The 25,372-nt window shown below is 63.1% G+C and carries 28 protein-coding genes; 10 read left to right on the plus strand and 18 right to left on the minus strand.

What is annotated here, in order from left to right; genetic code table 11:
* Positions 1 to 45 precede the first annotated feature (45 nt).
* On the minus strand, positions 46 to 978 hold the full coding sequence (locus tag C7440_RS01285) for a LysR family transcriptional regulator (protein ID WP_116517175.1): 933 nt from the start codon (positions 976 to 978) through the stop codon (positions 46 to 48).
* Between the two features lie 145 nt (positions 979 to 1,123).
* On the opposite strand from C7440_RS01285, the gene C7440_RS01290 reads away from it, so the two are divergent.
* Both C7440_RS01290 and C7440_RS01295 read left to right on the plus strand, forming a co-directional pair.
* Positions 1,124 to 2,329, plus strand: a complete 1,206-nt coding sequence (locus tag C7440_RS01290) for a thiolase family protein (RefSeq protein WP_116517176.1) — start codon at positions 1,124 to 1,126, stop codon at positions 2,327 to 2,329.
* Positions 2,326 to 3,861 carry a long-chain-fatty-acid--CoA ligase gene (locus C7440_RS01295; RefSeq protein ID WP_116517177.1) on the plus strand — a complete coding sequence of 512 codons (1,536 nt, stop codon included), beginning with the start codon at positions 2,326 to 2,328 and terminating at the stop codon, positions 3,859 to 3,861. The genes C7440_RS01290 and C7440_RS01295 overlap by 4 nt, the downstream gene beginning before the upstream one ends.
* Positions 3,862 to 3,956: 95 nt before the next feature.
* Here the strand turns inward: C7440_RS01295 and C7440_RS01300 are convergent, their stop codons facing one another.
* Both C7440_RS01300 and C7440_RS01305 read right to left on the minus strand, forming a co-directional pair.
* Positions 3,957 to 4,442, minus strand: coding sequence for an RES family NAD+ phosphorylase (locus C7440_RS01300; RefSeq protein WP_116517178.1), 486 nt, complete (start codon positions 4,440 to 4,442; stop codon positions 3,957 to 3,959).
* Positions 4,439 to 5,017, minus strand: a complete 579-nt coding sequence (locus C7440_RS01305) for an antitoxin Xre-like helix-turn-helix domain-containing protein (RefSeq protein ID WP_157787580.1) — start codon at positions 5,015 to 5,017, stop codon at positions 4,439 to 4,441. Before C7440_RS01305 ends, C7440_RS01300 begins: the two co-directional genes overlap by 4 nt.
* A 235-nt stretch (positions 5,018 to 5,252) precedes the next feature.
* Between C7440_RS01305 and C7440_RS01310 the strand changes: the two genes are divergently transcribed.
* Positions 5,253 to 5,807 carry a peptidase associated/transthyretin-like domain-containing protein gene (locus tag C7440_RS01310; protein ID WP_116517180.1) on the plus strand — a complete coding sequence of 185 codons (555 nt, stop codon included), beginning with the start codon at positions 5,253 to 5,255 and terminating at the stop codon, positions 5,805 to 5,807.
* Positions 5,808 to 6,293: 486 nt separating this feature from the next.
* Entirely contained in the window at positions 6,294 to 9,173 is a 2,880-nt protein-coding gene (locus tag C7440_RS01315; protein ID WP_165832403.1) for an autotransporter outer membrane beta-barrel domain-containing protein, read from the plus strand.
* 60 nt (positions 9,174 to 9,233) lie between these two features.
* On the opposite strand, the gene C7440_RS01320 is transcribed toward C7440_RS01315, so the two are convergent.
* The 10 genes from C7440_RS01320 to C7440_RS01365 form a co-directional block, all read right to left on the minus strand.
* Entirely contained in the window at positions 9,234 to 9,587 is a 354-nt protein-coding gene (locus C7440_RS01320) for an HVO_A0114 family putative DNA-binding protein (protein WP_116517182.1), read from the minus strand.
* Positions 9,588 to 9,597: 10 nt separating this feature from the next.
* Positions 9,598 to 9,930 carry a toxin-antitoxin system TumE family protein gene (locus C7440_RS01325; RefSeq protein WP_116517183.1) on the minus strand — a complete coding sequence of 111 codons (333 nt, stop codon included), beginning with the start codon at positions 9,928 to 9,930 and terminating at the stop codon, positions 9,598 to 9,600.
* 142 nt (positions 9,931 to 10,072) lie between these two features.
* Positions 10,073 to 10,375 (minus strand): copper-binding protein, encoded by a 303-nt coding sequence (locus C7440_RS01330; protein ID WP_116517184.1) that lies wholly within the window; start codon positions 10,373 to 10,375, stop codon positions 10,073 to 10,075.
* Between the two features lie 64 nt (positions 10,376 to 10,439).
* The gene (locus tag C7440_RS01335) at positions 10,440 to 10,742 is read right to left on the minus strand and encodes a helix-turn-helix domain-containing protein (protein WP_116517185.1); all 303 of its coding nucleotides are present in this window, start codon (positions 10,740 to 10,742) and stop codon (positions 10,440 to 10,442) included.
* Positions 10,726 to 11,109, minus strand: a complete 384-nt coding sequence (locus C7440_RS01340) for a type II toxin-antitoxin system RelE/ParE family toxin (RefSeq protein WP_116517941.1) — start codon at positions 11,107 to 11,109, stop codon at positions 10,726 to 10,728. Before C7440_RS01340 ends, C7440_RS01335 begins: the two co-directional genes overlap by 17 nt.
* 175 nt (positions 11,110 to 11,284) lie before the next feature.
* The gene (gene hslU, locus C7440_RS01345; protein WP_116517186.1) at positions 11,285 to 12,616 is read right to left on the minus strand and encodes an ATP-dependent protease ATPase subunit HslU; all 1,332 of its coding nucleotides are present in this window, start codon (positions 12,614 to 12,616) and stop codon (positions 11,285 to 11,287) included.
* Between the two features lie 162 nt (positions 12,617 to 12,778).
* Positions 12,779 to 13,312 carry an ATP-dependent protease subunit HslV gene (hslV, locus tag C7440_RS01350; protein WP_017524833.1) on the minus strand — a complete coding sequence of 178 codons (534 nt, stop codon included), beginning with the start codon at positions 13,310 to 13,312 and terminating at the stop codon, positions 12,779 to 12,781.
* Positions 13,313 to 13,731: 419 nt separating this feature from the next.
* Complete coding sequence (gene dksA / locus C7440_RS01355; RefSeq protein ID WP_040549157.1) at positions 13,732 to 14,175, minus strand: RNA polymerase-binding protein DksA; 444 nt, start codon at positions 14,173 to 14,175, stop codon at positions 13,732 to 13,734.
* A gap of 59 nt (positions 14,176 to 14,234) precedes the next feature.
* Positions 14,235 to 15,344, minus strand: coding sequence for a CobW family GTP-binding protein (locus C7440_RS01360; protein WP_116517187.1), 1,110 nt, complete (start codon positions 15,342 to 15,344; stop codon positions 14,235 to 14,237).
* 194 nt (positions 15,345 to 15,538) lie between these two features.
* Positions 15,539 to 16,048 carry a Fur family transcriptional regulator gene (locus C7440_RS01365; RefSeq protein ID WP_116517188.1) on the minus strand — a complete coding sequence of 170 codons (510 nt, stop codon included), beginning with the start codon at positions 16,046 to 16,048 and terminating at the stop codon, positions 15,539 to 15,541.
* A gap of 78 nt (positions 16,049 to 16,126) precedes the next feature.
* Between C7440_RS01365 and C7440_RS19770 the strand changes: the two genes are divergently transcribed.
* The 4 genes from C7440_RS19770 to C7440_RS01380 all read left to right on the plus strand — a co-directional run bounded on the left by C7440_RS19770 (position 16,127) and on the right by C7440_RS01380 (position 19,134).
* Positions 16,127 to 16,273, plus strand: a complete 147-nt coding sequence (locus C7440_RS19770) for a hypothetical protein (protein WP_165832404.1) — start codon at positions 16,127 to 16,129, stop codon at positions 16,271 to 16,273.
* 6 nt (positions 16,274 to 16,279) lie between these two features.
* On the plus strand, positions 16,280 to 16,999 hold the full coding sequence (gene aztA, locus C7440_RS01370; RefSeq protein WP_116517189.1) for a zinc ABC transporter ATP-binding protein AztA: 720 nt from the start codon (positions 16,280 to 16,282) through the stop codon (positions 16,997 to 16,999).
* A 94-nt stretch (positions 17,000 to 17,093) separates the two neighbouring features.
* Positions 17,094 to 17,993, plus strand: coding sequence for a metal ABC transporter permease (locus tag C7440_RS01375; RefSeq protein ID WP_116517190.1), 900 nt, complete (start codon positions 17,094 to 17,096; stop codon positions 17,991 to 17,993).
* Positions 17,994 to 18,078: 85 nt separating this feature from the next.
* On the plus strand, positions 18,079 to 19,134 hold the full coding sequence (locus C7440_RS01380; RefSeq protein ID WP_017524825.1) for a metal ABC transporter solute-binding protein, Zn/Mn family: 1,056 nt from the start codon (positions 18,079 to 18,081) through the stop codon (positions 19,132 to 19,134).
* 14 nt (positions 19,135 to 19,148) lie between these two features.
* On the opposite strand, the gene xerC is transcribed toward C7440_RS01380, so the two are convergent.
* The 5 genes from xerC to C7440_RS01405 form a co-directional block, all read right to left on the minus strand.
* Positions 19,149 to 20,138 carry a tyrosine recombinase XerC gene (gene xerC / locus C7440_RS01385; RefSeq protein ID WP_116517191.1) on the minus strand — a complete coding sequence of 330 codons (990 nt, stop codon included), beginning with the start codon at positions 20,136 to 20,138 and terminating at the stop codon, positions 19,149 to 19,151.
* 107 nt (positions 20,139 to 20,245) lie between these two features.
* Positions 20,246 to 20,932 carry a DUF484 family protein gene (locus tag C7440_RS01390; protein WP_116517192.1) on the minus strand — a complete coding sequence of 229 codons (687 nt, stop codon included), beginning with the start codon at positions 20,930 to 20,932 and terminating at the stop codon, positions 20,246 to 20,248.
* The gene (dapF, locus tag C7440_RS01395; RefSeq protein ID WP_116517193.1) at positions 20,929 to 21,822 is read right to left on the minus strand and encodes a diaminopimelate epimerase; all 894 of its coding nucleotides are present in this window, start codon (positions 21,820 to 21,822) and stop codon (positions 20,929 to 20,931) included. The genes C7440_RS01390 and dapF overlap by 4 nt, the downstream gene beginning before the upstream one ends.
* Before the next feature lie 82 nt (positions 21,823 to 21,904).
* On the minus strand, positions 21,905 to 22,795 hold the full coding sequence (locus C7440_RS01400; RefSeq protein WP_116517194.1) for a lysophospholipid acyltransferase family protein: 891 nt from the start codon (positions 22,793 to 22,795) through the stop codon (positions 21,905 to 21,907).
* Between the two features lie 13 nt (positions 22,796 to 22,808).
* Positions 22,809 to 23,687 (minus strand): lysophospholipid acyltransferase family protein, encoded by an 879-nt coding sequence (locus C7440_RS01405; protein WP_116517195.1) that lies wholly within the window; start codon positions 23,685 to 23,687, stop codon positions 22,809 to 22,811.
* 242 nt (positions 23,688 to 23,929) lie between these two features.
* Here C7440_RS01405 and metK point away from each other — a divergent pair, with 242 nt between their 5' ends.
* Together metK and C7440_RS01415 are read left to right on the plus strand one after the other, a co-directional pair.
* Positions 23,930 to 25,096: a methionine adenosyltransferase gene (gene metK, locus C7440_RS01410; protein WP_116517196.1), complete on the plus strand. Its 1,167-nt coding sequence runs from the start codon at positions 23,930 to 23,932 to the stop codon at positions 25,094 to 25,096.
* A complete protein-coding gene (locus tag C7440_RS01415) occupies positions 25,096 to 25,293 on the plus strand; it encodes a DUF1289 domain-containing protein (RefSeq protein WP_026068001.1) in 198 nt (65 codons plus the stop codon). Before metK ends, C7440_RS01415 begins: the two co-directional genes overlap by 1 nt.
* The last annotated feature ends 79 nt before the right edge of the window (positions 25,294 to 25,372 follow it).

Genomic DNA, 25,372 nt, shown 5'->3' on the forward strand with positions numbered 1-25,372 from the left:
CCCCGATACCGCCAGTTCGAAACTGGCAATGTAAGGCTTGGGTTATTACACACATTCCCTAGCCGCCTCCAGCACCCCCTTCATCACCGGGTTCACCATCGCCTCTTTCCTATAAATAATCCCGATCGGATAATGCGCCGGCAAATCCCCATCCGGTAGCAAAGCCACCTTGCCCAGCTCCGCATACGCCTGGGCCACGTTCTTGGGCAGTATGGACAGTAGCTCGGAATGGTTCAGCATCTCTATGGTGGCAAACACCGATGTCGTCTCCACCTCTACCTGTGGTTCACTGATGCCGTGGCTGGCCAGCCACGAGGCCACCATGTGGTAGATGGCGCCCTGGCGGGCGGGCAGCATCCAGGTGCTGCGCTGTAGCAGGGCGGCGCGGTCGGCGGGGCGGGCTTTGAGCAGCGGGTGGCGGGTGCCGCAGACAATGGCTGTCTCTTCGTTGTACAGGGCCTCGTGGCGCAGGTCGGGGGTCAGCATGTCCATGACGATGCGGCCAAAGATGCAGTCGATGTCGCCGCTGGAAAGCTGCTGCAGCAGGGGCGGGTCTATGGCTTCGGTAATGGAAACGTGCAGGCCGGGCCAGCGTTTTTGCAGGGCCAGATAAAGGCGGGGCAGGAATTCGGGCACGGCCACGGGGTATACGCCTATGCGCAGGCGGCCGGCGGCGCCCTGGCGGGTGGAAAGCAGCTCGGCGTGGGTGGCGTGCATTTCGGCCAGCAGCACGCCGGCGCGCCGGGTAAGGGCCAGGCCGGCGGGGGTGGGGGCAAGGCCGCGGCGGTTGCGGGTGAACAGGGTGGTTTCGAAGATATGCTCGATTTCCCTAAGCAGCTTGCTGGCGGTGGGCTGGGCCATGTGCAGGGTTTTGGCGGCGCGGCCCAGGTTGGGGTCGCGGCCAAGCGAGTCCAGCAGCGCCAGGTGGCGCAATCGCAGGCGGCCGATCAGGCGCTGGAAGTCGGGAAGCTGGGGCATGTGGCATTCCAATAGGGCATTACAGAGCGCGTTTAATTCATGATTATCTTATTCCATAATTTTGGCTGGCCTTTTAACATCGGGTGAAACGCCCGGCGTGGTTTGCCGGGCCCTGGCACCATTTTTGGAAATAAAGAGGAGCACCATGTCGAACATCGCCATTCCCTACGGGGCATATTGGTCTACGCCTTTTGTGCGCTGGCAGGGCAGTTTTGCGCACTTGCACAGCCTGAAGTTTGCGGCCCACGTGGCCAAGGGGGCTTTGCAGAAGCGCAAGCTGGACGTTGGCGTGTTCGATCATGCGGCGCTGGGTCTTTCTGTGCCGCAAAAGGGTGTGTTTTACGGCATGCCCTGGCTGGCGGCGCAGCTGGGTTCTGAAAGCCTAACGGGCCCTACCATCAGCCAGGCCTGCGCCACGGGCGTGCGCTTGATTCAGTCGGTGGCTTCCACCCTGCGCGAGGGCGATGCCACGGTGGCGCTGGCGCTGGCGGCTGATCGCGTTTCGAACGGGCCGCACGTCTACTATCCGGCGCCCGACGGCCCCGGCGGCACGGGCGAGCACGAGAACTGGGTGCTCGACAACTTCAATTGCGACCCGAACACGGGCTGCAACATGCTTAAAACGGCCGAGAATGTGGCGGCCGAGCATGGCTTGACGACGCAGCAGCAAAATGAGCTTACCTTGCTGCGCTACCAGCAGTATGAAGAAGCCCTCAAAGACGACAGCGCTTTCTTGAAGCGCTTTATGGATCTGCCCTTCAGCGTGCCTGATGCCCGCTTCAAGCGCGAAAAGGCGGTGCTGCAGGGCGACGAGGGCATTTTCCCCACGTCGGCCGAAGGGCTGGCCAAGCTGAAGCCGGTCATGGAAGGGGGCACGGTAACCTTTGGCGGGCAAACCCACCCGGCCGACGGCAATGCGGGCATGGTGCTTACCACGCCCGAACGCGCGGCTGAGCTTTCGCGCGACCGCAAGGTGGGCATACGCCTGGTTTCGTTTGGGCAGTCGCGGGTGCGGGCGGGCTTCATGCCGGCTGCGCCGGGGCCGGCCGCGCAGCGGGCGCTGGCGGCGGCGGGGCTCAAGGCCGGCGACCTGGCGGCCATTAAAACGCACAACCCCTTTATTGTTAACGACCTGGTCATGTCCAAAGAGCTGGGCATCGACGCGCGCAAGATGAACCGCTTTGGTTGCTCGCTGGTGTGGGGTCATCCGCAGGCGCCCATGGGCATACGTGGGGTAATCGAACTGATTGAAGAGCTGGTTATCACCGGCGGCGGCTATGGCTTGTTCGTGGGCTGCGCGGCAGGCGATTCGGCCATGGCCGTTATCGTGAAGGTGCAAGACGAATCATGAGCACTTATGCCATGCCGCATGTGTGGCCCACGGTGGTGCACATGCTGGACGATGCTGCGCGTCGTGCGCCCCAGCATACAGCCCTGGTGTGCGGGGCCGAGCAGTTCAATTACCGGCAGTATGCGGCCTGCGTTGCGGGCCTGGCGGCCGAGTTGCGCCAGGCGGGCCTGGGCGCGGGCGAGCGCGTGGTGGTCTTCATGGCCAACTCGCCCGACGTGGCCATTGCCATTTTTGGGGTGCAGGCGGCGGGGGCGCAGGTTGTGCCGATGAATTCGGCCTATACGGCCAGCGAGCTGAAGCAGGTGCTTGAAAACGCCGATGCGCGCGGCATTATCTACGACGAGGCGGCCTCGGCCGTGGTGAACGAGGTGGCCTCGGGCTTTGCGCTGCGCTATTGCATAGGCTCGGGACCGGGGGCGCAGCGTCTTGTGCGCTGGGCGGGCCAGCCTGAGCTGGCCGATGCGCTGCCGCTGCCTTCGCCGAGCGAGCCGGCCATCTTGCAGTACACGGGCGGCACCACGGGGGTGCCCAAGGGCGTAAGCCTGCTGCATGCGGCGGTGTCGGCCAATATCAGCCAGCGCGAGGCGCTGGTGCCCACGCGTGCGGGGCAAGAGCGCGTGCTGGCGATTACGCCGCTGTTTCATTCGTATTCCATGGCCATGGGGCTGTACCTGGCGGTGTATGCGCGCAGCACGCTGGTTATCTTGCCGCGCTATCGGCCCGATACGGTGCTGGAAGCCATTGCCCGCGAGCGCATTACGCTGATGCTGGGCAGCCCCACCATTTTTACGGGCCTGATGGGTTTTGAAGGCTTTGCGCAGGCCGACTTGAACTCTTTGCGCCTGTGCGCCTCGGGCTCGGCGGCGCTACCCGAAGAAACGCTGCGCCGCTGGGAGGCCGCCACGGGCTGCGCGGTGTGCGAAGGGTATGGCCAGACGGAAGCCGGGCCTGTCATTGCCTTCAACCCCCTGAACGGTGTGCGCAAGTCGGGCACCGTGGGCGTGCCCGCGCCCGAGACCGAGGTGCAGATCGTTGACGTGCATGACGGCGACAAGGTGCTGCCCCAGGGCGAAGTGGGCGAGATCCGTGTACGCGGTCCCCAACTGATGACAGGCTACTATGGCCGGCCGCAGGAAACGGCCGACGCCCTGCGCGGGGGCTGGCTATACACGGGCGACATCGGGCAGCTGGACGAAGAAGGCTACCTGACCATCTGCGACCGCAAGAAGGAAATGGCCATCGTCAGCGGCTACAACGTGTACCCGCGCGAAGTGGAAGAAGCCCTGTTCCGCCACCCCGGTGTGCGCGAAGCCGCGGTCATTGGCGTGCCCGACGACTACCGGGGCGAGGTGCTGGTGGCCCATGTGGTGGCAGACGCGGGGGTAACGCAAGAAACACTGGCCGGCTTCCTGGCCGAACGCTTGGTGAAGTACAAATGGCCCTCGGTCATACACCTGGTCGATTCGCTGCCGCGCACGGGGGTGGGGAAGATAGACAAGAAGGTGTTGCGGGCTATGGCGGGGAAGGGGTAGGCGAGGCCGTTAACGCGGCACCGGCAGTGGTACGTGTGCCGTCAGCACTTTGGTTGCTGTCATGTTGCGTTCCCCATTTATTAGCCGAGTGTGATTCAGCGCGTCAATCGCCCATCAAACGTCCATTTGCGCAATTTCTTCACGTTGAGTTTTCGGGTGTCTTGGTGGGCGGGGTTGATAAGTATGTTCATCTCTTCCGGAACAATCACCGAGGGCACCAGCATAAGGGCCGTCTTTTTCTGAGCCAGCCATTTTTCGCCCGCGTCCAGACTGACCTTGCCCGCAGGAGAAGCATCCCATCCAACATGCTTTGCGGCACCGAAGACTGTCCTGCGCTGCCAGATGCTGGCGGGAATATCGATTTGAACCAGGTAGCGGTTCAAGGGCAGAGTGCCAAGTTCGAGATGGACGACAGATTCAAGACAAGCCAGGGCGATGCTGCCTGCCGAGTACACGACAGCGCTTCCTGGCTTGTTCCATCGGCCCCCGGTAATACGGGCCCCTTCGCCCTGCATGTCGTCGGCCGTGTAGGTGGGCGTGTCAGAGGCGATGCGCCAAACTGTCACGACGCTGTCGCTCATACGTAGGCGCCGCTTTGAGCGGTGGCCAGCAGACGGGAAAGCAGTTCTCGGCCTTCGGCGGTGCCCATCAGTTCGGAAGGGGTTCGGCCCCCCAGTGCCGCCAGCGGCTTGTCGACCCATTCGTCAAACCAGAGCGCCGCGTCGAAACCTTGGGGGTCGCCTGATTCTTCAACCATGGTTTCTATCTGGCCGATGAGTTTGGCGGCGGAAACCACGCGTTCGCTTTGATCTGAGTTAAGAAGTTCGCCTTTTTGGATTTTGCGGTCGACAGTGGTAACCGGCAAGCCCATCATCTGGCCAAGGCGCTCTTTAGAGCGGCGCATGGCCTGGGCAATGGAAGCGAAGGTTTCAGGCCTGACGCCTGCTTCAATCAGCCGGATGCGTTCAAGCGGCTCCATTTGATAGATATCGCTGAAGCTGACAGCGCTGCGTCGGGACGGCCGCTTATGGGCCTTTCGAGCCGCGTTTGGGGTTTCATCAGCCAACTCGGGATAGGCGTTGGGGTCGTCGAACCCCGGCTGTGTTTTGCCTTTATGGGGTCGTGAGCGTGACTGGAATCCGCTTGGGAGTGACATAGATCCTCCATATGAGTTTATATGATACCCCATTTGGGGGTGTGGATGAGGCTTTGCTCTAGCCCCTCAATCTCTTGGTGGGCGGGAACGTCAACTGCTGGGTACCGTACACGCAGCTGTGCAAGCTGCGTTTCGTCGCGATGCTCTGCGTTGCACATTACACGAGAGAAGCGTCTACTGTTAGTTTGGGTATGCTGAAAACAGCACGCATCCACAACGTTCCAGGAGAAGAATCATGAAAAAACCATTCATTCAGTCTCCCATGCTGTTCGACCGCGCACGGGCTGTGCCTGTGCCGTCCAGGCACCTGTCTTCACCTGCCTCATCCCGTGCTGAAAGCCGCATGCGGCTGGCCTGGGCGGCAACCTTGCTGGCGGCCGCCGGCCTGTTATGCGCCGGCCTGGCCGGCACGGCGCACGCCCAGCTTCCGCCGGTTGAAACGGCCCAGGGCATTGAATACGTAAGCGGCGGCATAGGCTCGGACGATTCGGCGGCCTTTAAGGCGGCCAAGTCCAGCTACCCGCTGGCGCTTACCTTTGCTGCGGTGGGCGAAGATGGCTCTACGCCCTATGTGGCCGATGTGCGGCTGGAAATTGCCAATGAGCAGGGCGAAAGCGTGCTTTCGCTGCCCTCTGTAGGGCCTTACCTGCTGGCCAAGCTGCAGCCCGGCACCTACACCGTGCGCGCCACTTACAAGGGCATTACGCAGACCGAGCAGGTGAAGGTAGGAGGCCCCGGCAGTGTCGACGTGCGCATTGCGTGGAAGCGGCCCGCCGTGGGGCCGGATTGATTGAATGACAATGGAAAATTAATAATAAGTCAGTTTATATATCAAAATATTACATTCTTGCCTATACTGCCTCCGCATGGGCATTTTTAGCCCATGCGGAAATTACTTGCTGTCGTTCGTTTGTTCTTGGGAATTCCTAATTTCAAGGAGAGATGCATGGCCGGGCAATTTATAGGCAATAAGAATCAAGGATTGGAGGCCGGGGGTACGGCGTCTGAGCACGATGAAGCGGGGCCGGGTCGGCGGCCAAGGCCGCGGCAAAGCGGCTCCGAGGCTGGGCGCGGCGGGCAGGGGCTGCCGTGGGGAATGGTTGCCGGGTATGGCCGGTGGCTGGCGCGGGGGTTTGGCGGGCTTAGCGAACGCGGGCCGGCAAGCGGCAAGGGAAGGTGGGCTTATCATCCACCGCCGTGGCGACGATGGCTGGGTGTTGTGGCTTTCGTGGCAGTCATGGCGGGCATGACGATGGGGGCGAAGAGTTGGGCGCAGATGGCATCTGCGCCCTTTGTGTTTGAGGGCGAGGTGCTGCGCATCGAGACGCCGGGCTGGAAGTCTAGCGGCGATTACCTGGTGGACGCCTCGGCCTATATCGACGTGGCACAAGGCATCGATGCCCACATCAGCGGCAATATCGGCGCGGCCTACGGCTCGCGCAACGGCCTGTACAAGCTGGGCGGCGGCATGCTGCGGCTTTCGGGCGCCAACTCTTACATGGGCAGCACGCGGCTGCTGCAGGGCGGCCTGCATGTGGACGGCCCTCAGGTGTTCGGCATTTGGGGCGGCATCGAGGCCCTGCGCGGCACCGTGCTGGAATACTCGGCGGGGGTAGAGATGGCGCGGCCTCTTGCGTTCAGCCCGCTCGAGCTTGCCGACTACCTGGCCCCCGGGCGATATACCGATGTGGCTCCGCCTGCGGGCTTGGAGCAGGCGGTAGGCTGGAAGGTGAGCAGTGGCCGGGCGGTGCATTCGGGCCTGCTGCAGGGCAGCGCGCCTTTTGTGAAGCTGGGTCAGGGCTTGCTGGACATTACCGGCGACGCCATGGCCTACATCGGCTCGGCGCGGGTGGCGCAAGGTGCGCTGGCCATCAACGAGATTTTCTCGGGCTCGGTGAATGTGGGCGCGGGTGCGCGCCTGCAGGGCACGGGTTCGGTGGGTGCGGTGCATGTGGAGCCGGGCGGGACGCTGGCGCCGGGCAATGGTTCGAAGCCGCGCGATGATGCGTGGCTGGGCAATGTCCCGGGGCAGGCCGCCACTGGCTACGACGATGATGCGCGCTTCATGCATCGCACGAGCGCAAACGGCATGCGCGCCATGAACGCCATGAACGCCATGAGCGGCATGAGCGGCATGAGCGGCATGAGCGGCGGCTCGGGCTCCGTGGCCGGCGTGGGAGTGCTAAACATTGCAGGAGACATTCACTTCGACCCGGGCAGCCGGTTCGAGGTGCAGGCCCTGGCCACGGGCGAATCTGATTCCGTATGGGCCGGCGGCAAGGCCCTGCTCGACGGCCAGGTAGCGGTGCTGGCCCACAATGGCTTGTGGCAGGCCAGTACTTCGTACGAGATCTTGTCGGCGCAGGGCGGGCTCGAGGGCTCCAGGTTCGACTCGGTAACGACTGACCTGGCTTTCTTGACGCCCAGTCTTTCATATGGCGACAACACCGTAAAGCTGGCCCTGGTGCGCAACGACCTGCCCATTGAAGACGTGGGCGAGACGCCGGACGAAGAAGAGGTGGGCAAGGTTATTGATGAGGACGCGCCTCCGGGCCCTGATACGCCGCCCTCGGCCGTGGACCCTGAAACGCCCAAGCCGCCTGACGATGTGGCGGATGGCGGTGGCGTCGGCAAGGAGCCGCCCAAGGCCAACCCCGATTTGAACGGCGGCATAGTCGGGCAGGACAAGGATTCCGCCCGCCTGGCGCTGCAACAATTGACCGGCAGCTGGAACGCCTCGGTGCTGTCCAGCGTATGGGACGACAGCCGCTTTATGCGCGAAGCCGTGCTGCGCAGGTCGATGGCGATGTCGGCATCGCGGGTGCGTGGCCTGGCGTCGACGCTATTAGCCAGGCAGGCAACGCCGGTTTCTTCCGCTGTACCGATGCATGCTGCTGATACAGATCATGAATCGGCTACCCCGGCTAGATCGGCCGAGCCGGTTGGTGCGGCGTCGGTATGGGGGTCGGCAGCACCTGCCGTTGGGGTGCTGGTGCGAGCGCCGCTTGCAGCCCCGACATTGACGCCATGGGCCGAAGCATTCAGCTCCGATCAGGTTCGCGATGCAAAGAACGGCATATCGGGCGATACGCGACGCCTGCATGGGTTCATGCTGGGCGTTGCCGCCGCCGTGAATGCCTCCTGGCATGCGGGCGCTTTCTTTGGAGCCCAGCGAAGCCGGTTGGATCGCCAACAAGGCCTGGCGCATGCCGAGATCGAGTCCACACACGCGGGATGGCACCTGGCGGGGGCGGTGGCCGGCGTGCGTGTGGCCTTGGGCGCGGCGCGTTCATGGCACCGACTCAAGACCAGCCGTCTCATCAACGCCGGCACCCTGCGCGACGCCCTGGGCGCGCGCTATCGCGGAAACACCACGCAGGTGTTCGGCGAGGCGGAATGGCCGTTGTTTGAACGAGTGTGGTGGCCGACGAAGACAAGCGGCACCGCGGGTGGCCTGACGAAGACAAGTGGTGCTGTGGGTGGCCTGACGAAGACAAGTGGTGCTGTGGGTGGGCCGACGGAGTCAAACGGCACTGTGGCTGGGCTGATGAAGACGGGCGGCGTGGACGCCGGGTCAACACGCGCGGCAGCGGCAGAGCAGGGTTTCGTGCCGAAGGGCCTGTATCGTATAAGCGTGGCGCCGTTCGCCCAACTGGCGTGGGTGCGTGCCGGGCTGGATGGCTTTGTCGAGGCGGGCGGCCCGGCGGCTTTGAATATGCGGCCAGCTGCCATGGCGGCTTGGCTGACCACTTTAGGCATTAGGGTTGAAGCCGGCGTGCATTCATTCTCGTTCACTGCGGCGGATTCTTCCTCCGACGTGTCAAGCGGCTCTTCGGCCGGCCTAAGCACGGGGTCTTCCGCTGGCTCGCCTAGAAGGCCCGGCGGGGCCGCAAGCTCGGCGAAGGTCTATGCCCAATTGGCCTGGCATTACGCCGGCCGCGGCCATGTCGAATCGACCCAGTCATTTCGCGACAGCGCCACGCAAACCCTGTTCACCTCGCAAGGCCTGGCGCCCGAAAGACGGTCATGGTCGATGCAACTGGGGCTGGACGTTGGCGTGGGCAAGGCAAGCAAGGTGGGCTTTGCCTACCTTGGCCGCTACGGCCCCGGCCTGCGCGACCAGGGCATAGGCGGCTGGGCCAGAATTGCGTTCTAGGCGCCAGGCTTTAGCGCTATGCGGCCATGATCCCGACCTCTTGAGCACCAGGCTTTAGCGCTACGCAGCGATGATCCGGAACTCGGTTGCGTTGGCTATTGGACGCACCTGCTTGTTCTCGCGCTTGAGGTCGACGATGCCGTAGTTGGACATGGTTTTCAGTGTGCGCGAGAGGTTGCTTGGCTTTCTGCCTGTGGTTGCCGCCAAGGCTGCAATGGACTCTGGTTTGGTTTCCGTGATGACCTTCAGCAGGGCGCGATTGTCGTCGCTAAGCACCTCTGCCAGAGACCGCATCGAGGTAAACCACACCTTCGGTTCACCCGCCTTGGATTTGTGGTCGCCGCGAGCGATGGCCAGCACCCGCTCGCGGATTTTCTCTTGCGGCATGATCCCGATCACAATTGATTTCGTCATCGCTTGTCCTTCAGCAGAACGCGATCACGTCTGCAAAAAAATCACTAAGCAGTTGCTGCACGCTTTGGAACTCATAGGGCACGCCTTTATCGGTTGCGTGACGGTGCTTATGATCGTAGGCAAGAATGCGCCCAGCGTACTTGTACCTCTTGGGAGGCTTGATGGCATGTGCATTGTCATATCCAAGAATTCGCCGCCCATAGGGTTCATGCAACGTCAATGAGTAGCGAACCCCGTGTGGAATTGCCTCGGAAGCTTCTACGCGCCAGGCTTCCAGCTTGATCCAATATCCGCCTTCTTGGTCGAGTATTGAGCCGTCGAGGTCAAGAAGCGTGTCAATCACAGGGGGGGGTCGTGTTTTGATTTTAACATATCACCTGTTGATAGCAATAGGCTATGCACCAACCGAGCCCAGCCTGTTGCCGAGCAATGTTGAAAGGCGTTGTGGAGCCCTACATTACTCTTTGACTACACGTGGCGGCAGCCTATTTGGAGATTTTTGTCACGACGTAGCGCTTGCCGTCGCGCTTGGCGGTGAAGGTGATTTTGTCGCCGGGTTGTATGCCGCGCAGCAGCGTGGGGTCGGCCCGGTACACCAGCGACATGGCGGGCAGCTCGAGGTCGGCGATGGCGCCGTGCTTGATAGTGATCTTGCCTTCGTCGGCATTGACGCGCCGCACTTCGCCCGAGGCCTGAGCCTCTTGCGCGTGGGCGGGCGCCACACAAGCGACAGCGCCGACAAGGCCGGCCAGCACGGCCGGTACGAGACTGGATTGCTTATAAGACATGCTGTGCTCCTGAATTGCTTGTCTTAATAATACCGCGCCAATGCTACGGGCTTCTTGCCGGGTGTTACAAGATGGCTTGCAGGCCTTTGTCGGCAATAACGTTCAGCAGCTTAAGCGCCGGCCCGGTGGGCCGGGTTTCGCCTTGTTCCCATTTGCGGATGGTGGAGGCCGTAGTGTGCAAATGGTGCGCAAATACGGGCTGGCTGAAATTGAGCTTGATGCGCAATTGCTTGATGTCGGCGGCGTTGAAATGACGCACGGGTCGAGGACACAGTGCATCGAACCGACGCATGGTTACTTTGCTGATCGCGCCGGCTCGTTCAAGCGCGGTCAAGTCATCGCGCAGTGACTCAATGAGTTTGCTCATCGCAATTCACCTTTATTAGTACACCTACGTTCAACGCTTGAAATAAAGCTTCATGATCCAGGTTTAGAAGTATTTTCCCGGCATATTGCAGGGCTCTTATTTCATCGCGTGTGATATTGGTTCTGTCATTCTTCGAGAAGCCAAACAGAAAGATATAGCGATTACCAAGGCGAGCAGACAGAAGTAGGCGATAGCCAGCGCTTTTTCCACCGCCGGGGCGGGCAACACGCTTCTTATAAAGACCGCCGCCCAAGTCGGCATCAATTAAGCCGCTTTCCAATTCTGTAGCGGCCTGACACAAGGCCGAGTCGGGCAGTTGCTCGTGCCGCTGCCACTGTTGGAAGGCCTTTCGCTTATAGACCTGCATATCGTCACACCTCAACATTGTACCCGTAAAGGGTATAGTTTCAAGCATCATGAATTGATGCTGGAGCAACTGATTGAGGATAGGGCGGGACGCCGTGAATGTCTTGATAACCGGAGCGTTATGTCCTTGACGGAAAGCCGGCTGGATCAGAGCTTAATGCCCGCAGCAAATAAAGCTACAGCACATACCTCGCCAGGTCTTCGCTGCTTGCAGCCTCTTCGAGCTTGTCGTTCACATACGCCGCGTCGATGGTGACGGTTTGGCCGCTGTTGGCGGTGGCGTCGAAGGAAAGGTCTTCCAGCAGCTTTTCCATAACGGTGTACAGGCGGCGGGCGCCGATGTTCTCGGTGCGCTCGTTCACGTTGAAGGCCAGCTCGGCCAGGCGGCGGACGCCTTCTTGGGTGAACTCCAGGTTGACGTCTTCTGTGGCCATCAGCGCGCTGTACTGCTTGGTCAGCGAGGCGTCGGTATCGCACAGGATGCGCACGAAGTCATCGGCGGTAAGCGAGTCGAGTTCCACGCGAATGGGGAAGCGGCCCTGAAGCTCGGGGATCAGGTCGGAAGGCTTGGAAAGATGGAATGCGCCCGAGGCGATGAACAGGATGTGGTCGGTGCGCACGACGCCGTATTTGGTGTTGACGGTGGTGCCTTCGACCAGGGGCAGCAGGTCGCGCTGCACGCCCTGGCGCGAAACCTCGCCGCTGCCCCCTTCTTGCCGGGTGGTGATCTTATCTATCTCGTCCAGAAAGACAATGCCGTTCTGCTCGGCGTTGTTCACGGCCACGGTGCGCAGGTCTTCTTCATTGACGCGGCGCGAGGCCTCTTCTTCGACCAGCAGCTTGAAGGCTTCCTTCACCGTCAGCTTGCGGCTCTTGGTTTTTTCACGGCCCAGGCCGGCGAACATGCCTTTCAGCTGTTCGGTCATTTCTTCCATGCCGGGGGGCGCCATGATCTCCATCTGGGGCATGGGCTGGGCGATGTCGATCTCGATCTCGGTGTCGTCCAGGCGGCCTTCGCGCAGGCGCTTGCGGAAGGTCTGGCGGGTGCTGGTTTCTTCACGGTCGGGTTCGCCGCGGGCATTGCGGGCGGGCGGAATCAGCACGTCGAGGATGCGGTCTTCGGCGGCGTCTTCGGCCTGGGTGCGCACGCGGCGCATTTCGATCTCGCGGGTTTGCTTGATGGAGATCTCGACCAGGTCGCGGATGATGGTGTCGACGTCGCGGCCCACGTAGCCCACTTCGGTGAACTTGGTGGCCTCGATCTTGATGAAGGGCGCGTTGGCGAGCTTGGCCAGGCGGCGCGCGATCTCGGTCTTGCCGACACCGGTGGGCCCGATCATGAGGATGTTCTTGGGAACGATCTCGTTGCGCAAGGGGGCGGGCACCTGCTGGCGGCGCCAGCGGTTGCGTAGCGCGACGGCGACGGAACGCTTGGCGCGGTTCTGGCCGACGATGTTCTTGTCGAGTTCGGAGACGATTTCTCCGGGGGTCATATTGGTAGCGGACATGGCGTGGGCTTTAAATGGGGTTGTTCGCGGAACGGCATCTCTTGGGCCCGAGGTTCGGCCACCTCGGCGGTGACCGGCCCCTGGCGCTTGAATCGGCGCTGTCGGGCGTGGCGGCTTCGCAGCCCCGGCCTGTCGGGACCGGACGGGCCAGGCTAGCGGGGTCTACAACGTTTCGACGATGTGATTCTGGTTGGTGTAGATGCACAGGTCGCCGGCGATCTCGAGCGATTTCTTGACGATCTCGGCCGGCGGCAGGTCGGTGTGCTGCAGCAGGGCCAGGGCGGCCGCCTGGGCGTAGGCGCCGCCCGAGCCGATGGCGGCCAGGCCGTGCTCGGGCTCCAGCACGTCGCCATTGCCGGTAAGCACCAGCGAATGCTCGCGGTCGGCCACGATAAGCATGGCTTCGAGCCTGCGCAGCACGCGGTCGGTGCGCCAGTCGCGGGTAAGCTCCACCGCGGCGCGCATCAGGTTGCCCTGGTGTTTTTCAAGCTTGGCCTCGAAGCGCTCTTGCAGGGTGAAGGCATCGGCCGTGGCGCCGGCAAAGCCGGCCAGCACTTTATCGTGGTACAGGCGGCGTATTTTGCGCGCCGTGCCCTTGAAGACGATGTTGCCCAGGGTGACCTGCCCGTCGCCGCCAATGGCGACCTGGTCGCCGCGCCGCGCGCAGATGATGGTGGTAGCGTGAAATTGTTCCATGGATTCTTCCTTTGAATTCCATAGATAGGGGCGTCCGGAGGAAATTCAAGGTGGGCCCGTGGGATTTTGTCCTGACGGATCGCGATGGCGGTGGAGGAAGAGGGCCGGGCGTCCAGCCCAGCGCGCGCAGCGTGTGCGCCACGGCAATGGCGACCGGAGTCTTTCATCTACCGCCCACCACCAGAGGAGAGGGAGAAGGACGCGGGGAGGCAGGAACGCGGTAACGCGAAGAAGCGGGAGAAGCGGGAGAAGCGGGAGAAGCGGGAAAAGGGGGAAAAGGGGGAAAAGGGGGAAAAGGGGGAAAAGGGGGAAAAGGGGGAAAAGGGGGAGAAGTGGAAGGACAGCGTGTGGAAACGGGCAGGGACGGAAAAGCCCGCCCCGGGGGTCTGGGCCGGGGGCGGGTTGCCGGGCGGCGAGGATCAGTCGCCGTACAGCTTCTGGCGCATTTCGCGGCGTTCTTGCGCCTCGAGAGACAGGGTGGCCGTGGGACGGGCCAGCAGGCGCTGCAGGCCGATGGGCTCGCCGGTTTCTTCGCACCAGCCGTATTCGCCCGAATCGATCAGGGCCAGCGATTGCTGCACCTTTTTCAGAAGCTTGCGCTCGCGGTCGCGCGTGCGAAGCTCGAGCGCGTGCTCTTCTTCGATGGTGGCGCGGTCGGCCGGGTCGGGCACGAACTGGGTTTCGCGCAGGTTCTCGGTGGTGGTGTCGGCATTGGCCAGAATCTCTTGTTCGAGTTCTTTCAGGCGATTGCGAAAGAACTCGAGCTGAGCTGCGTTCATGTAGTCGGACTCGGGCATTGCCAGGAGTTCTTTTTCCGTGAGCAGATGGCCCGGGGATTTAGTGGCTGACGTCTTTGTGGCCATGGTCTACCTCTTTTAGTAGTGTCGAGTCGGCTCTGGTAACGCGAGCAAACCGTTGTCGGTTATTGGATCAGGCAGTGTTCCAACCCTTGGGTGAAGATGTCCTCGGGAAGTTTTCGGCCGATGAATACCATCTTAGTGTTGGGTTTTTCGTTGGCAAGCCAGGGTTTGCCCGGCTCGGCGCCCATCATCATGTGCACGCCCTGGAACAGCAGGCGGCGCTTGCTGCCTTTTACATACAGGATACCCTTGTAGCGGAGAAGATCTTCGCCATACACCTGGACGACACCGCCCAGGAAGTCTTCGAGGCGTTCTGGATCAAAGGGCCGGTTCGAACGGAACACGAAGGCGCCGATTTCATCGTTGTGATGATGGTGGCCGTGATCGTGATGCGCGTGGCCGCAGTTGGGGCCGCAATCGTCTTCGTGCTCGTGTTCGTCGTGGCCGTGTTCGTGGTGGTTGTGCTCGTGCCCGTGGTCGTGTGCGGCATCGGGATGCTCTTCGGCCAGGAACTCGGGGTCGATGTCGAGTATGGTGTTCAGGTTGAAGCCGCTTACGTCGAGCAGCGACTTGATGTCGGCTTCGCCGAAGTGCACGGCGGTGATGGGCGCGCGCGGGTTGATCTGCACCAGCCTTGAACGCAGCGCCTGATAGTCGGCTTCGTTCACGAGGTCTTTCTTGGAAACCAGGATGACGTCGGCAAAGCCCACTTGCTTCTGGGCTTCTTCTTGCTTGTCGAGGGTTTCCATGCCGTGCTTGGCGTCGACCACGGTTACCACGGCATCGAGCCGGTAGTACTGGGCGATGTCGTCGTCCATGAAAAAGGTCTGGCACACGGGGCCGGGGTTGGCCATGCCGGTGGTTTCAAGGATGACGCGGTCGAACTTGATGCTGCCGGCTTCGCGCTGCTGGCGCAGGTCGGACAGCGCGCGCTGCAGGTCGCCGCGTATGGTGCAGCACACGCAGCCGTTGCTGAGCTCGATGATCTGTTCGTCGCGCTCTTGAACCAGAAGCTCGTTGTCGATGCTTTCGGGTCCGAACTCGTTTTCGATGACGGCGATTTTCTGACCGTGGTTTTCGGTCAGTATGCGCTTGAGCAGCGTTGTCTTGCCCGCGCCCAGAAAGCCGGTAAGTATGGTAACCGGAACCATTTTGTCTAGACCTGATGCCATCGTTATGCTCGCTTTCGCGGCATGCGAACTGCAAGGCGGCGCTCAAACAGTGCGACTACACCAGGTAATTCCATACCGCGCAAAAAATCGTACAACGTGCGATTACAGCACAGCCTGCCGGGAAGAGCAAACCTTGGGCCCAGGCGGCTTGTGGCTGGGGAAAACCCTTGTGGCTCAGGGGTTTGCGCTTTGGCCTAGTGCGAATGCCGGTGGCCGGGAAGGTGTTCGCCCCTGGCGCGGGCCTGTGCGTGGCAGGCATTGCACAGGGCGCGTAGCTCGGTTTCGTGGTTGGCCAGGACAAAACCGGCCGAGGCCACTTTGCGGGCGAGCTGGCGGCTTAGCTGCGGATCGCTGAACTCGGCCACGGCGCCGCAGTTGGTGCAGATGACGAGCAGGTCATGCGGCTCGCCGCCGGCGTCGAGGCAGGCCGACCAGGCGTTGACGGCGTCGAGGCGGTGGATAAGGCCTTCTTCGATCAGGAAGTCGAGCGCGCGGTACACCGTGGGCGGCGCCGCGCCCGGCTGCACGCGGCGGATTTCCTCGAGCAGTTCATAGGCCTTTACGCTGCGGCCCTGCTCGAGCAGTATTTCGAGCACCTTGCGGCGAATGGGCGTAAGGCGCCTGCCGCGCTCGCGGCACAGGTTCTCGGCGGTGTCCAACTGGGCCGCAACCGAGACGGGTGTCGAGGTCTTGTTTCCGGACATGGCTGCGAAGGCTGCTATGAGGTTTATATGGAAATGTTATAACATAACGGATTCTGCCAGGAATCGATTCCATTCTACATGCCGCGCTCTGCTTTGTTTCCACGCCGCGCTAAAGCCTACCGAGGGTCGGCCGTGCTGGCCTCTTCGTGGGGGCGGGCGCTGCGCGTGCTGGTGGCGGTGGTGTTTCTGTGGGGCCTTACTGGCTGGGCCATGGGTTGGTGGTAAGCAAAGATGGCCGCTCCGCCTGTCATTGAACTGGACGATGTCTCGCTGGGCTGGCGCGGGCGCATCGCGGTGCGCGGGGTAAGCGGCGCATTCCGGCGCGGGTCGCTGACGGCGGTGGTGGGGCCCAATGGGGCGGGCAAGTCCACCTTGCTCAAGGGCATCGTGGGCCTGCTCAATCCGCTTAAAGGACATATTCGTTTGGCGGATGATCCGCGCCGCGACCTGGCCTTTTTGCCCCAGGCAAACGAGTTGGACCGCAGCTTTCCCATTACGGTCTACGATCTTGTGGCCATGGGCGCCTGGCGCCGCGTGGGCGCCTGGCGCCGTTTTGCGGGCGAAGAGCACGAGCGCGTCGAGCATGCGCTGGAAGCGGTGGGCCTTTCTGATTTCCGCAACCGCATCATCGGTACGCTGTCGGGCGGGCAGCTGCAGCGCGCGCTGTTTGCCCGCCTGGTGCTGCACGATGCGCGCACACTGCTGTTGGATGAACCCTTTGCCGCCATCGACCGCGACACGACGGAAGACCTGATGCGCCTGCTGGCCGCATGGCACGAAGAGGGACGCACGGTGATCGTGGTGCTGCACGACCAGGAGATGGTGCGGGCCCGCTTTCCCGAGGCGCTGCTGATGGCCGGCCAGGCCGTGGCATGGGGGCCGACGGAATCGGTGCTTACGCTCGAGAACCTGCACCTGGCCCGGCATTTGTGCGCGGGAGATTATTTATGATTCATGCGCGGCGCGGCCCTGCTCTCGACGACTGCCCGGCCGGGCTTGGCGGCCTGCAGTCTTTGGCGGCGCCATGGCATACCGGGGGCGGCTCATGAGCTGGGCCATGGACTGGCTGTGGGCGCCCTTTATCGACTACGGCTTCATGCGTCGGGGGCTGGCGGGGTCGCTGGCGCTGGCGTTCGCGGCCGGGCCGCTGGGGGTGTTCCTGGTGCTGCGCCGCATGAGCCTGATGGGCGACGCCATGGCGCATGCCATCTTGCCCGGCGTGGCGGTGGGTTTCCTGACGGCGGGGCTGTCGCTTAGCGCGATGACGATAGGCGGCATGGTCACGGGCATTGTGGTGGCCATGCTGGCCGGCCTGGTGGCGCGCGTGACGCCCCTGCGCGAGGACGCCAGCTTTGCGTCCTTCTACCTGATTTCGCTGGGCCTGGGTGTATTGCTGGTGTCGCTGCGCGGTTCGAACATGGACCTGATCCACGTTCTGTTCGGCACGGTGCTGGGCCTGGACGATTCGGCCCTGCTGCTGGTTACGGCCAGCGCCAGCGTGACGCTGCCGGCGCTGGCCCTGATCTATCGGCCGCTGGTGCTGGAGTGCCTTGACCCAGGCTTCCTGCGGGTCGAGCGCGGCCGGGGCTCGGTCATCCACATGGTTTTCCTGCTGTTGCTGGTGATGACGCTGGTGTCGGGATTCCAGGTTCTGGGCACTTTGATGGTGGTGGGCATTATGATGCTGCCGGCCACGGCCGCACGGTTCTGGATGCGCACGGCGGGGCGGCAGATGATGCTGGCGGCGGCCATTGGCTCGGTCTCTTCGTATGCGGGCTTGCTGATCTCTTTTCATACCAACGCGCCCGCATCTTCCGCTATTATCCTCTCCGCGGGATGTATCTACATACTTTCCATTGTCCTAGGGCCGTATGGCGGGTTGTTGCAGGCGGCGCGCCAGGCGTATGCTCGACGACGACGCCTGTCCCGTTCCTTGTCCTCATAAACCGCGGTCGCGCCGGCGGATTTCGGCGCGTTTATTTCCGGAAAAATTGACCATGTTGGTTCGAATGATGTCTAGCAGTGGCGTTATGCGTGGCTGTCGGCTTCTGGCGACCCTCTTCCTTGGCGCCCTGGGCATCAGCGCGTGGGTCTCGCCGGCCGCTTCGGCCGCGGCTGAGCCGATGCCCGTGGTGGCCAGTTTTTCGGTGCTGGGCGACATGGTGGCGGAAATCGGCGGCGATCACGTGAAGCTTACGACCATCATCGGGCTGGGGGGCGATGCACATTCTTTCGAGCCTACGCCGGAACACGTACGCGCATTGTCCGAGGCGCGCGTGCTGGTGGTGAATGGGCTGGGCTTCGAGGCCTGGCTGCCGCGCCTGCTGGCCGCTTCGAACTTCCAGGGACAGCAGGTGGTGGCTTCGCGCGGCATCGAGCCGCGGCGGCTGCTTGCAAGCCATGCAGTTGATACGGGGGCCGCCCAAGCGGGCCAAAGCCATGGCCATGCGGGCCATGATCATGCGGCGGATGCGGGGGCCGCCCAAGGGGGAGCCGCACAAGCGGGCGCCGGCCAGGCGGGGCAGGGCCAGGCCGGGCATCAGCACGAAGGCGACATCGACCCGCATGCCTGGCAGAGCCTGGCCAACGGCATGATCTACGCGCGCAACATCGCCGAGGGCCTGGCCAAGGCCGACCCGGCCAATGCGGCCGATTACCTGGCCCGCGCGAATCGCTATATTGAAGAAATGAAGAAGCTGGACGCCGAGGTGCGTTTGGCGCTGGGGCAGATTGCGAAGGACAAGCGCAAGGTGGTCGTGCCGCACGATTCGCTGGGCTATTTCGGGCGCGACTACGGTATTGAGTTCATTCCCATCATGGGCATCTCGAGCCAGGCCGAGGCGTCGGCACGCAATGTGGCGGCGATCGTTGACCAGGTGCGCGCCGTGGGCGGCGCGGCGATTTTTCTTGAGGGCTCGGCCAATCCGAAGATGGCCGAGCAGATTGCCCGCGAGACGGGGGCAACGGTTGGCGGGGTGCTGTACGCCGATACGCTCAGCGAGCCGGATCAGCCGGCGGGCACCTACCTGGGCATGTTCAAGTGGAATGCGGGGCAACTGATCTACGCGCTGCGGCCTGCGCGCTGAGCGTGCGGTGGGGCTTAGTCGTGCTTGCGTCCCGCGCGCGGGTGCGCCTGGTCGTATGCTTTCGCTAAATGCTGGAAATCGAGCTTGGTGTAGATCTGCGTGGTCGAGATGTTGGAATGGCCCAGCAGCTCTTGCACGGCGCGCAGGTCTTGGGCCGATTGCAATAGGTGACTGGCGAAGCTGTGGCGCAGGCTGTGCGGGTGTACGTTGACAGGCAGGCCGGCCAGGGTGGCAAGCTGGTTCAGCTGGCGTTGCACCACGCGCGGCGAAATTCGTTTGCCGCGCGCGCCCAGGAACAGGGCGGCATAGGTGTCGGGGTCGGTTTCGGGCGAGCAGCCGCCTTGCAGTTTGGAGCGTTCTTGCAGCCAGCGGCTCAGGGCCTGGGTGGCCTTGCCGCCCAGGGGCACGCTGCGCTTCTTGCCGCCCTTGCCCAGTATGGTGGCTTCGCTTTCTTCAAGCTGTATCCAGCTTTGCGATTCGTATTTGCCGCTGCGCAGGTAACGCCAGTCAAGGCTGACAAGCTCTGCCAGGCGCAGCCCGCTTGAATACAGCACTTCGAACATGGCCTGGTCGCGGCATTCTACGGGGGTCTTGGGCTCGGGCAGGCCTGGGCGGTCGAGCAGTACCTGGGCCTGTTCCACAGAGAGGGCCTTGGGCAGGCTGCGCGGGGCCCGTGGGGCGCGTACGCCGGCGGCGGGGTTGTGGGCCATGCCGGCATGGGGCGCCCACCACCTGAAGAAGCCGCGCCAGGCCGCCAGGGCTCGGGCGAGGCTGCGGGGCTGCAGGCCCTGGGCATGCAGGCGCGCCACCGATTGGCGAATATGGTTCTCGGTGTAGCTGTGCAGTTCAGTGCCGGGGTGCAGCTTGACCAGGTGCTGCAGGTCTTGGCGGTAGCCTTGCAGGGTGTGGCCGGAATAGCGGCGGTTGGCCCGCAGGTATTCCAGCCATTGCTCCATGGGCCGCGGCAGGGGCGTCGAGCCCGGGTCGGCGCTATGCGTGGTCATAAGGCGGCTTATAAGTGCCCGCAGCGGCTTTGTGTGCGTTCATGCGCTGACCCTTTGCGTGCTGGCGGAACGGCCCCAGGGTATGGAGGCGGCTGTTCCAGTGTGTACTAGGCCGTTTCGGGCTCGGTGCGCGCGGGGGCGCGCAGGCGGCACAGGCTGGCGCTGGCCAGATCGTTGATGGTGCTTAGGAAGTCGGTGGCCATGTCTGCCGTAAAGCGCTCGGGGTCTTCAGAGCCCAGCACCAGCAGGCCTATGGGCTGGCTGGAATCGGCGGGGCGTAGCGCGACGATGGCCAGCGAAGCGGGCGGGGTGCCCAGCCAGCCGGCGGCCTCTTGGCCACGCATGGGGCCGCAGTAGGGCGTGACCAGCTCCTGGGCGTATTGGCGGATGCTGTCGGTAACGTCTTGATTGAACTCGCTGTCGGCCAGGGCGGGAAGATTCCACAGGCGCAGGGCGATGGCCTGCAGGTCGAACAGGTCGCCCAGGCTGCGCACGATGTGGCCCGGAAGCTGAGTGGCGTCGTTTTCGGACAGCATGCGGCAGCACCAGGCCATGAGGGTCTTGCTTATTTTTTCGTTGCCGGCGGCATTGTGTATAAGGCCCGACAGCTTCCACTCAAGATCTTTGGTCTTGGCGCGCAGAGTCATTATCTGGCGCTCGCCCAGCGAGATGGCGCGTGTTTCGTGGGGATGGGGCACCCGCATGTTGGCGAACAGGTCGGCGTGCTGCTGGAAGAACTCGGGGTTGGCCTGCAGGAACTGGGCGACGTCGTCGGCGGTGAGGCTGGTGCTCATGACTGGGATGCTTCCTTGAGTGAGTTCGAATTTGTAAGGGCGTCGATGTCGACCTGGCCCGAGAAGACGCTGACGGCCGGGCCGCTCATGTTCAGCTGTGTGCCGTTCCAGGCGATGGTCAGCGGCCCACCCCGAGTATGGACCAGCACCGGGCTGTCGAGCAAGCCGCGCCGTATGCCGGCCACAGCGGCGGCGCAGGCGCCGGTGCCGCAGGCCAGGGTTTCGCCGGCGCCGCGTTCGTACACGCGCAGCTTGATGGAGTTGCGGTTCAGCACCTGCATGTAGCCGGCGTTGACGCGATGGGCAAAGCGCGGGTGCGATTCGATCTGCGGGCCGGTGCGCGCCACGGGCGCGGCGTCGACGTCTTCCACAAGCTGTACGGCATGGGGGTTCGAGATGGCCACGAGCGAGAGCTCGACGGTTTCATTGTTTTGCAGGGGCAGCGACCACAGGGTGTCTTCACCGAAGGGGCGCGAGGCCAGGTCCTGGGTGTCGAAGGCCACATCGGCGGGTTCGAAGCGCGTGCCGCCCATGTCGACCGTGACTTCGCCGGTGGGCGATTCGGTAAGGGTGATGAGGCCGGTGCAGATCTCGGCGCGCAAAGGGTTGCGGCGCGAAAGGCCCTGGTCGTGCACGAAGCGCACGAAGCAGCGCGCGCCGTTGCCGCAATGCTCTACTTCGCCGCCGTCGGCGTTGAAGACGCGGTAGCGGAAATCGGCCTCGGGGTGCTGGGGCGGTTCGACCAGCAGTATCTGGTCGGCGCCCACGCCAAAATGCCGGTCGGCCAGCGCACGCGCCCGCTCGGGGGTCATTTCTATGGATTGGCGCACGCCGTCCAGCACGACAAAGTCGTTGCCGGCGCCCTGCATTTTGGTGAAGTTCCAGATCATGATTTGTTGAGCGGCGTGAGGGGAAGCTTATATGTGAAGCGTACAACAATTGTGTTGTTGTGTTAGCAGCAATCGTTGAAGGTCAATACGGCCGTTCCTGGCCGGGGGGGCGGGTCTTGAAGCGCCTGTGCACCCAATAATATTGCGTGGGGTCGGGCTCTACCCAGGATTCGATCAGCTTGTTCAGGCGCGCGGTGGCGTCTTCGAGCGACTGTTCGCCGGGGAAGTCGGCAATGGGCGGCATGACTTCGACATGATAGCCGCCCGTCTCGATATCAAGACGGCTGACGATGGGCACCACGGCGGCCTGCCAGGTCTTGGCGATTTGCGCGGTGGTCAGCAGGGTGGCGGCGGGCACGCCGAAGAAGGGCACGAAGGCGGCGCCTTCGGTGCCCCAGTCCATGTCGGGCAGGTAGTACACGGGCACGCCGTTGCGCAGCTGGCGGATCAGGCCGCGCACGCCGTCGCGGCGGCTGATCAGGTGCACGGTGTTGAAGCGCCCGCGTCCTTCGCGCACCAAAGTGTCGACGTCGGCGTCGCTTTGCGGCGTGTACAGGGTGGCCGAGGTTTCAAGAAACAGGGTCAGGCGGGTGGCGGCGGCGTCCAGGCCTATGAAGTGCGGCGCCAGCAAGATGATGGGCTGCCTGGCGTCGAGCAGGGCCTGCAGGTGCTCCAGCCCTTCGATGGAAATGGTTTGCTCGATGCGCTTGCGCGTGCCGAACCACAGCAGGCCGCGGTCTACCACCGACTGGGCCAGCAGCTGGAAGTGCCGGCGCAGCCAGGCTTCGCGCTGTTCGGGGCTGTGCCGCGGAAAGCAGAGTTCGAGGTTGGTGCGCACGATGTGCGCGCGCGAGCCCAGTATGCGGGGCGCCAGCCAGCCCAGCGCCCGCCCCCAGCGCAGCCGCGTGGCGGTACCGCAGCGCCCGAAGTACGAGAACACGGCGGTAAGCAGGCCTTTCTTGTTGAATTTCATGCGGCGTTGCCCCTTAACCCGCCGCGCCGGGCGCATCGGCCACGTTGACCATTTCGGGCGGGGGAGGCGCCCCGGCCGGGGTCTTGTAGCGGTTGTAGCTCCATAGATATTGCTCGGGAAAGCGGCGTATGAGGCTTTCCATTGTTTGATTGATTAGCGTGGCCTGCTGAAGCGGGTCGGTGGGGAAGGGGCTGGGCAGGCGCAGGTAATGGATGCGCCAGCCTTTGCCGCGCGGCAGGCGCTCGCCCGCCGTCAGAATGACCGCCACGCCGGTTTGCGCGGCCAGCTTGCCGGCCAGTGTCATGGTGTAGGCCGAGCGGCCGAAAAAGGGCGCCCATACGCCCTCGCCCTGGGCGGGGGCCTGGTCGGGCAGCATGCCCACGGCTTCGCCTCGCTTGAGCGCGCGCACGAATTCGCGCACGCCTTGCATGGTGGCGGGCACGGCACGCAGGGCCGAGGTGTTGCGGGCGCTTTCCATGACGGGCGCCAGGATCTCTTTGCGCGGGGGACGGAACATGACGGTGATGGGGCCGTGCAATGTCTGGTAGCGGCCGGCGATTTCAAAGCAGCCTAGGTGGGGGGTAAGGTAGAGTATGCCCTTGCCCTCGGCCAGGGCCTGCTCGACCACCGCGTTGTCATCGCTGCTTGTCCTGGCTAGGCTTTGCTCGCTGCGCAGCCATACCTTTGGAAGCTCCATGATCATGGCGCCGGCCTCGGCGGCCGCGCGCCCGGCAAAGGCCGGATCGCTGTAGCCGGCCTGGCGCGCATTGCTTTGTATGCGCTGGCGGTATTTGCCCGGCTTGGCGTAGGCTATGCGCCCCGCCAGGCGGCCGACCGCGTGCAGCAGAGGCAGCGGCAGCCACGCCAGGAAACGGAATACGGTCAGGAGCATGAAAAGCTTATAACCCTTTTACAAGTATTGAGAACAGGCCCAAGGCCGTATTTTCGCTTAAAATGCCAGTCATCGCTGAGTTAACCGACAACTTGCGGAGCGATAACGGCATGGGCTTGCCCGCGCCGTTCAAATACCGCTAAAGCGTCGCGCCCACATAGCAAGCCAGTCCAAGCCTTAGGGTGCAACGCGTTTCGTTCAACTTCAACGAGCCGCTTGCCGGCTCATAGGACGCAATCGCTGTGGTAACCAATAAAGATTTCCTCTTTACTTCCGAATCGGTCTCCGAAGGCCATCCCGACAAAGTCGCCGACCAGATCTCCGACTCCATCCTCGACGCCATCCTGGCGCAAGACCCGTATGCGCGGGTTGCCGCCGAAACCCTGACCAACACGGGCCTGGTGGTGCTGGCAGGTGAAATCACCACCACCGCCAATGTGGATTACATCCAGGTGGCGCGCGACACGATCAAGCGCATCGGCTACGACAACACCGACTACGGCATCGACTACAAGGGCTGCGCGGTGCTGGTGGCGTACGACAAGCAATCGCCCGACATCGCCCAGGGCGTCGACCGCAACCCCGAGGCCAATATGGACCAGGGCGCGGGCGACCAGGGCCTGATGTTCGGCTACGCCTGCGATGAAACGCCCGACCTCATGCCCGCGGCCATCTGGTATTCGCACCGCCTGGTGCAGCGCCAGAGCGAACTGCGCAAAGACGGCCGCCTGCCCTGGCTGCGCCCCGACGCCAAGTCGCAGGTTACCTTCCGCTATGTCGATGGCAAACCGGTCGAGGTCGATACGGTGGTGCTTTCCACCCAGCATTCGCCCGATATTTCGCAGGCCGACATCCGCGAAGCGGTTATTGAAGAAATCATCAAGCCCAGCTTCCCCGATGGCCTGCTTACCGCCAAGACCAAGTTCATGATCAACCCCACGGGTATTTTCGTGATCGGCGGCCCGCAAGGCGATTGCGGCCTTACAGGGCGCAAGATCATCGTCGACACCTACGGCGGCGCATGCCCGCACGGCGGCGGGGCGTTCTCGGGCAAAGATCCTTCCAAGGTCGACCGCTCGGCGGCCTATGCGGCGCGCTATGTGGCCAAGAACATTGTGGCGGCGGGCCTGGCGCGCCAGTGCCAGGTGCAGATCAGCTACGCCATCGGCGTGGCCGAGCCCATCAATATCACGGTCAACACCAACGGTACGGGCGTCATCTCTGACGACCAGATCTCCATGCTGGTGCGCGAGCATTTCGACCTGCGCCCCAAGGGCATTATCAATATGCTCGACCTGCTGCGTCCCATCTACGGCAAAACGGCGGCATACGGCCACTTCGGCCGCGCCGAGCCCGAGTTCTCGTGGGAAGCCACCGATAAGGTGCAGGTTCTTAAAAAGGCCGCGTAATGTCCGACCCGTCGTACAACCCGGACGAGCGCGATTCGCCCTGCGTGGCGGTGTGCTCGACGTTGTACGACGACGTCTGCCGGGGCTGCGGACGCACGGTGATGGAAGTGGCCAACTGGGTGTTTTTCTCTGAAGAAGAAAAGCGGGCGGTCTGGAAGCGGATCACCAGTGAGGGGTATCCGAGGCGTAATAATTGAGGGCCGACTTTCTTGGCCAAGAGCCTTATTCAGCTTACACCAAGCTGTCTGCACCCCAGCGTGTGCCGCACCAATATGT

Origin of the sequence: Pusillimonas noertemannii (assembly GCF_003096595.1) — a bacterium.
In the GTDB taxonomy this organism is placed as follows: domain Bacteria; phylum Pseudomonadota; class Gammaproteobacteria; order Burkholderiales; family Burkholderiaceae_B; genus Pusillimonas; species Pusillimonas noertemannii.

Excerpts from the sequence above, each read along its gene's own strand:
- C7440_RS01285 (WP_116517175.1), bottom strand. The coding sequence starts at position 978 with ATGCCCCAGCTTCCCGACTTCCAGCGCCTGATCGGCCGCCTGCGATTG.
- C7440_RS01290 (WP_116517176.1), top strand. The coding sequence starts at position 1,124 with ATGTCGAACATCGCCATTCCCTACGGGGCATATTGGTCTACGCCTTTT.
- C7440_RS01295 (WP_116517177.1), top strand. The coding sequence starts at position 2,326 with ATGAGCACTTATGCCATGCCGCATGTGTGGCCCACGGTGGTGCACATG.
- C7440_RS01300 (WP_116517178.1), bottom strand. The coding sequence starts at position 4,442 with ATGAGCGACAGCGTCGTGACAGTTTGGCGCATCGCCTCTGACACGCCC.
- C7440_RS01305 (WP_157787580.1), bottom strand. The coding sequence starts at position 5,017 with ATGTCACTCCCAAGCGGATTCCAGTCACGCTCACGACCCCATAAAGGC.
- C7440_RS01310 (WP_116517180.1), top strand. The coding sequence starts at position 5,253 with ATGAAAAAACCATTCATTCAGTCTCCCATGCTGTTCGACCGCGCACGG.
- C7440_RS01315 (WP_165832403.1), top strand. The coding sequence starts at position 6,294 with ATGGCATCTGCGCCCTTTGTGTTTGAGGGCGAGGTGCTGCGCATCGAG.
- C7440_RS01320 (WP_116517182.1), bottom strand. The coding sequence starts at position 9,587 with ATGACGAAATCAATTGTGATCGGGATCATGCCGCAAGAGAAAATCCGC.
- C7440_RS01330 (WP_116517184.1), bottom strand. The coding sequence starts at position 10,375 with ATGTCTTATAAGCAATCCAGTCTCGTACCGGCCGTGCTGGCCGGCCTT.
- C7440_RS01335 (WP_116517185.1), bottom strand. The coding sequence starts at position 10,742 with ATGAGCAAACTCATTGAGTCACTGCGCGATGACTTGACCGCGCTTGAA.
- C7440_RS01340 (WP_116517941.1), bottom strand. The coding sequence starts at position 11,109 with ATGCAGGTCTATAAGCGAAAGGCCTTCCAACAGTGGCAGCGGCACGAG.
- hslU (WP_116517186.1), bottom strand. The coding sequence starts at position 12,616 with ATGTCCGCTACCAATATGACCCCCGGAGAAATCGTCTCCGAACTCGAC.
- hslV (WP_017524833.1), bottom strand. The coding sequence starts at position 13,312 with ATGGAACAATTTCACGCTACCACCATCATCTGCGCGCGGCGCGGCGAC.
- dksA (WP_040549157.1), bottom strand. The coding sequence starts at position 14,175 with ATGGCCACAAAGACGTCAGCCACTAAATCCCCGGGCCATCTGCTCACG.
- C7440_RS01360 (WP_116517187.1), bottom strand. The coding sequence starts at position 15,344 with ATGGCATCAGGTCTAGACAAAATGGTTCCGGTTACCATACTTACCGGC.
- C7440_RS01365 (WP_116517188.1), bottom strand. The coding sequence starts at position 16,048 with ATGTCCGGAAACAAGACCTCGACACCCGTCTCGGTTGCGGCCCAGTTG.
- C7440_RS19770 (WP_165832404.1), top strand. The coding sequence starts at position 16,127 with ATGCCGCGCTCTGCTTTGTTTCCACGCCGCGCTAAAGCCTACCGAGGG.
- aztA (WP_116517189.1), top strand. The coding sequence starts at position 16,280 with ATGGCCGCTCCGCCTGTCATTGAACTGGACGATGTCTCGCTGGGCTGG.
- C7440_RS01375 (WP_116517190.1), top strand. The coding sequence starts at position 17,094 with ATGAGCTGGGCCATGGACTGGCTGTGGGCGCCCTTTATCGACTACGGC.
- C7440_RS01380 (WP_017524825.1), top strand. The coding sequence starts at position 18,079 with ATGCGTGGCTGTCGGCTTCTGGCGACCCTCTTCCTTGGCGCCCTGGGC.
- xerC (WP_116517191.1), bottom strand. The coding sequence starts at position 20,138 with ATGACCACGCATAGCGCCGACCCGGGCTCGACGCCCCTGCCGCGGCCC.
- C7440_RS01390 (WP_116517192.1), bottom strand. The coding sequence starts at position 20,932 with ATGAGCACCAGCCTCACCGCCGACGACGTCGCCCAGTTCCTGCAGGCC.
- dapF (WP_116517193.1), bottom strand. The coding sequence starts at position 21,822 with ATGATCTGGAACTTCACCAAAATGCAGGGCGCCGGCAACGACTTTGTC.
- C7440_RS01400 (WP_116517194.1), bottom strand. The coding sequence starts at position 22,795 with ATGAAATTCAACAAGAAAGGCCTGCTTACCGCCGTGTTCTCGTACTTC.
- C7440_RS01405 (WP_116517195.1), bottom strand. The coding sequence starts at position 23,687 with ATGCTCCTGACCGTATTCCGTTTCCTGGCGTGGCTGCCGCTGCCTCTG.
- C7440_RS01415 (WP_026068001.1), top strand. The coding sequence starts at position 25,096 with ATGTCCGACCCGTCGTACAACCCGGACGAGCGCGATTCGCCCTGCGTG.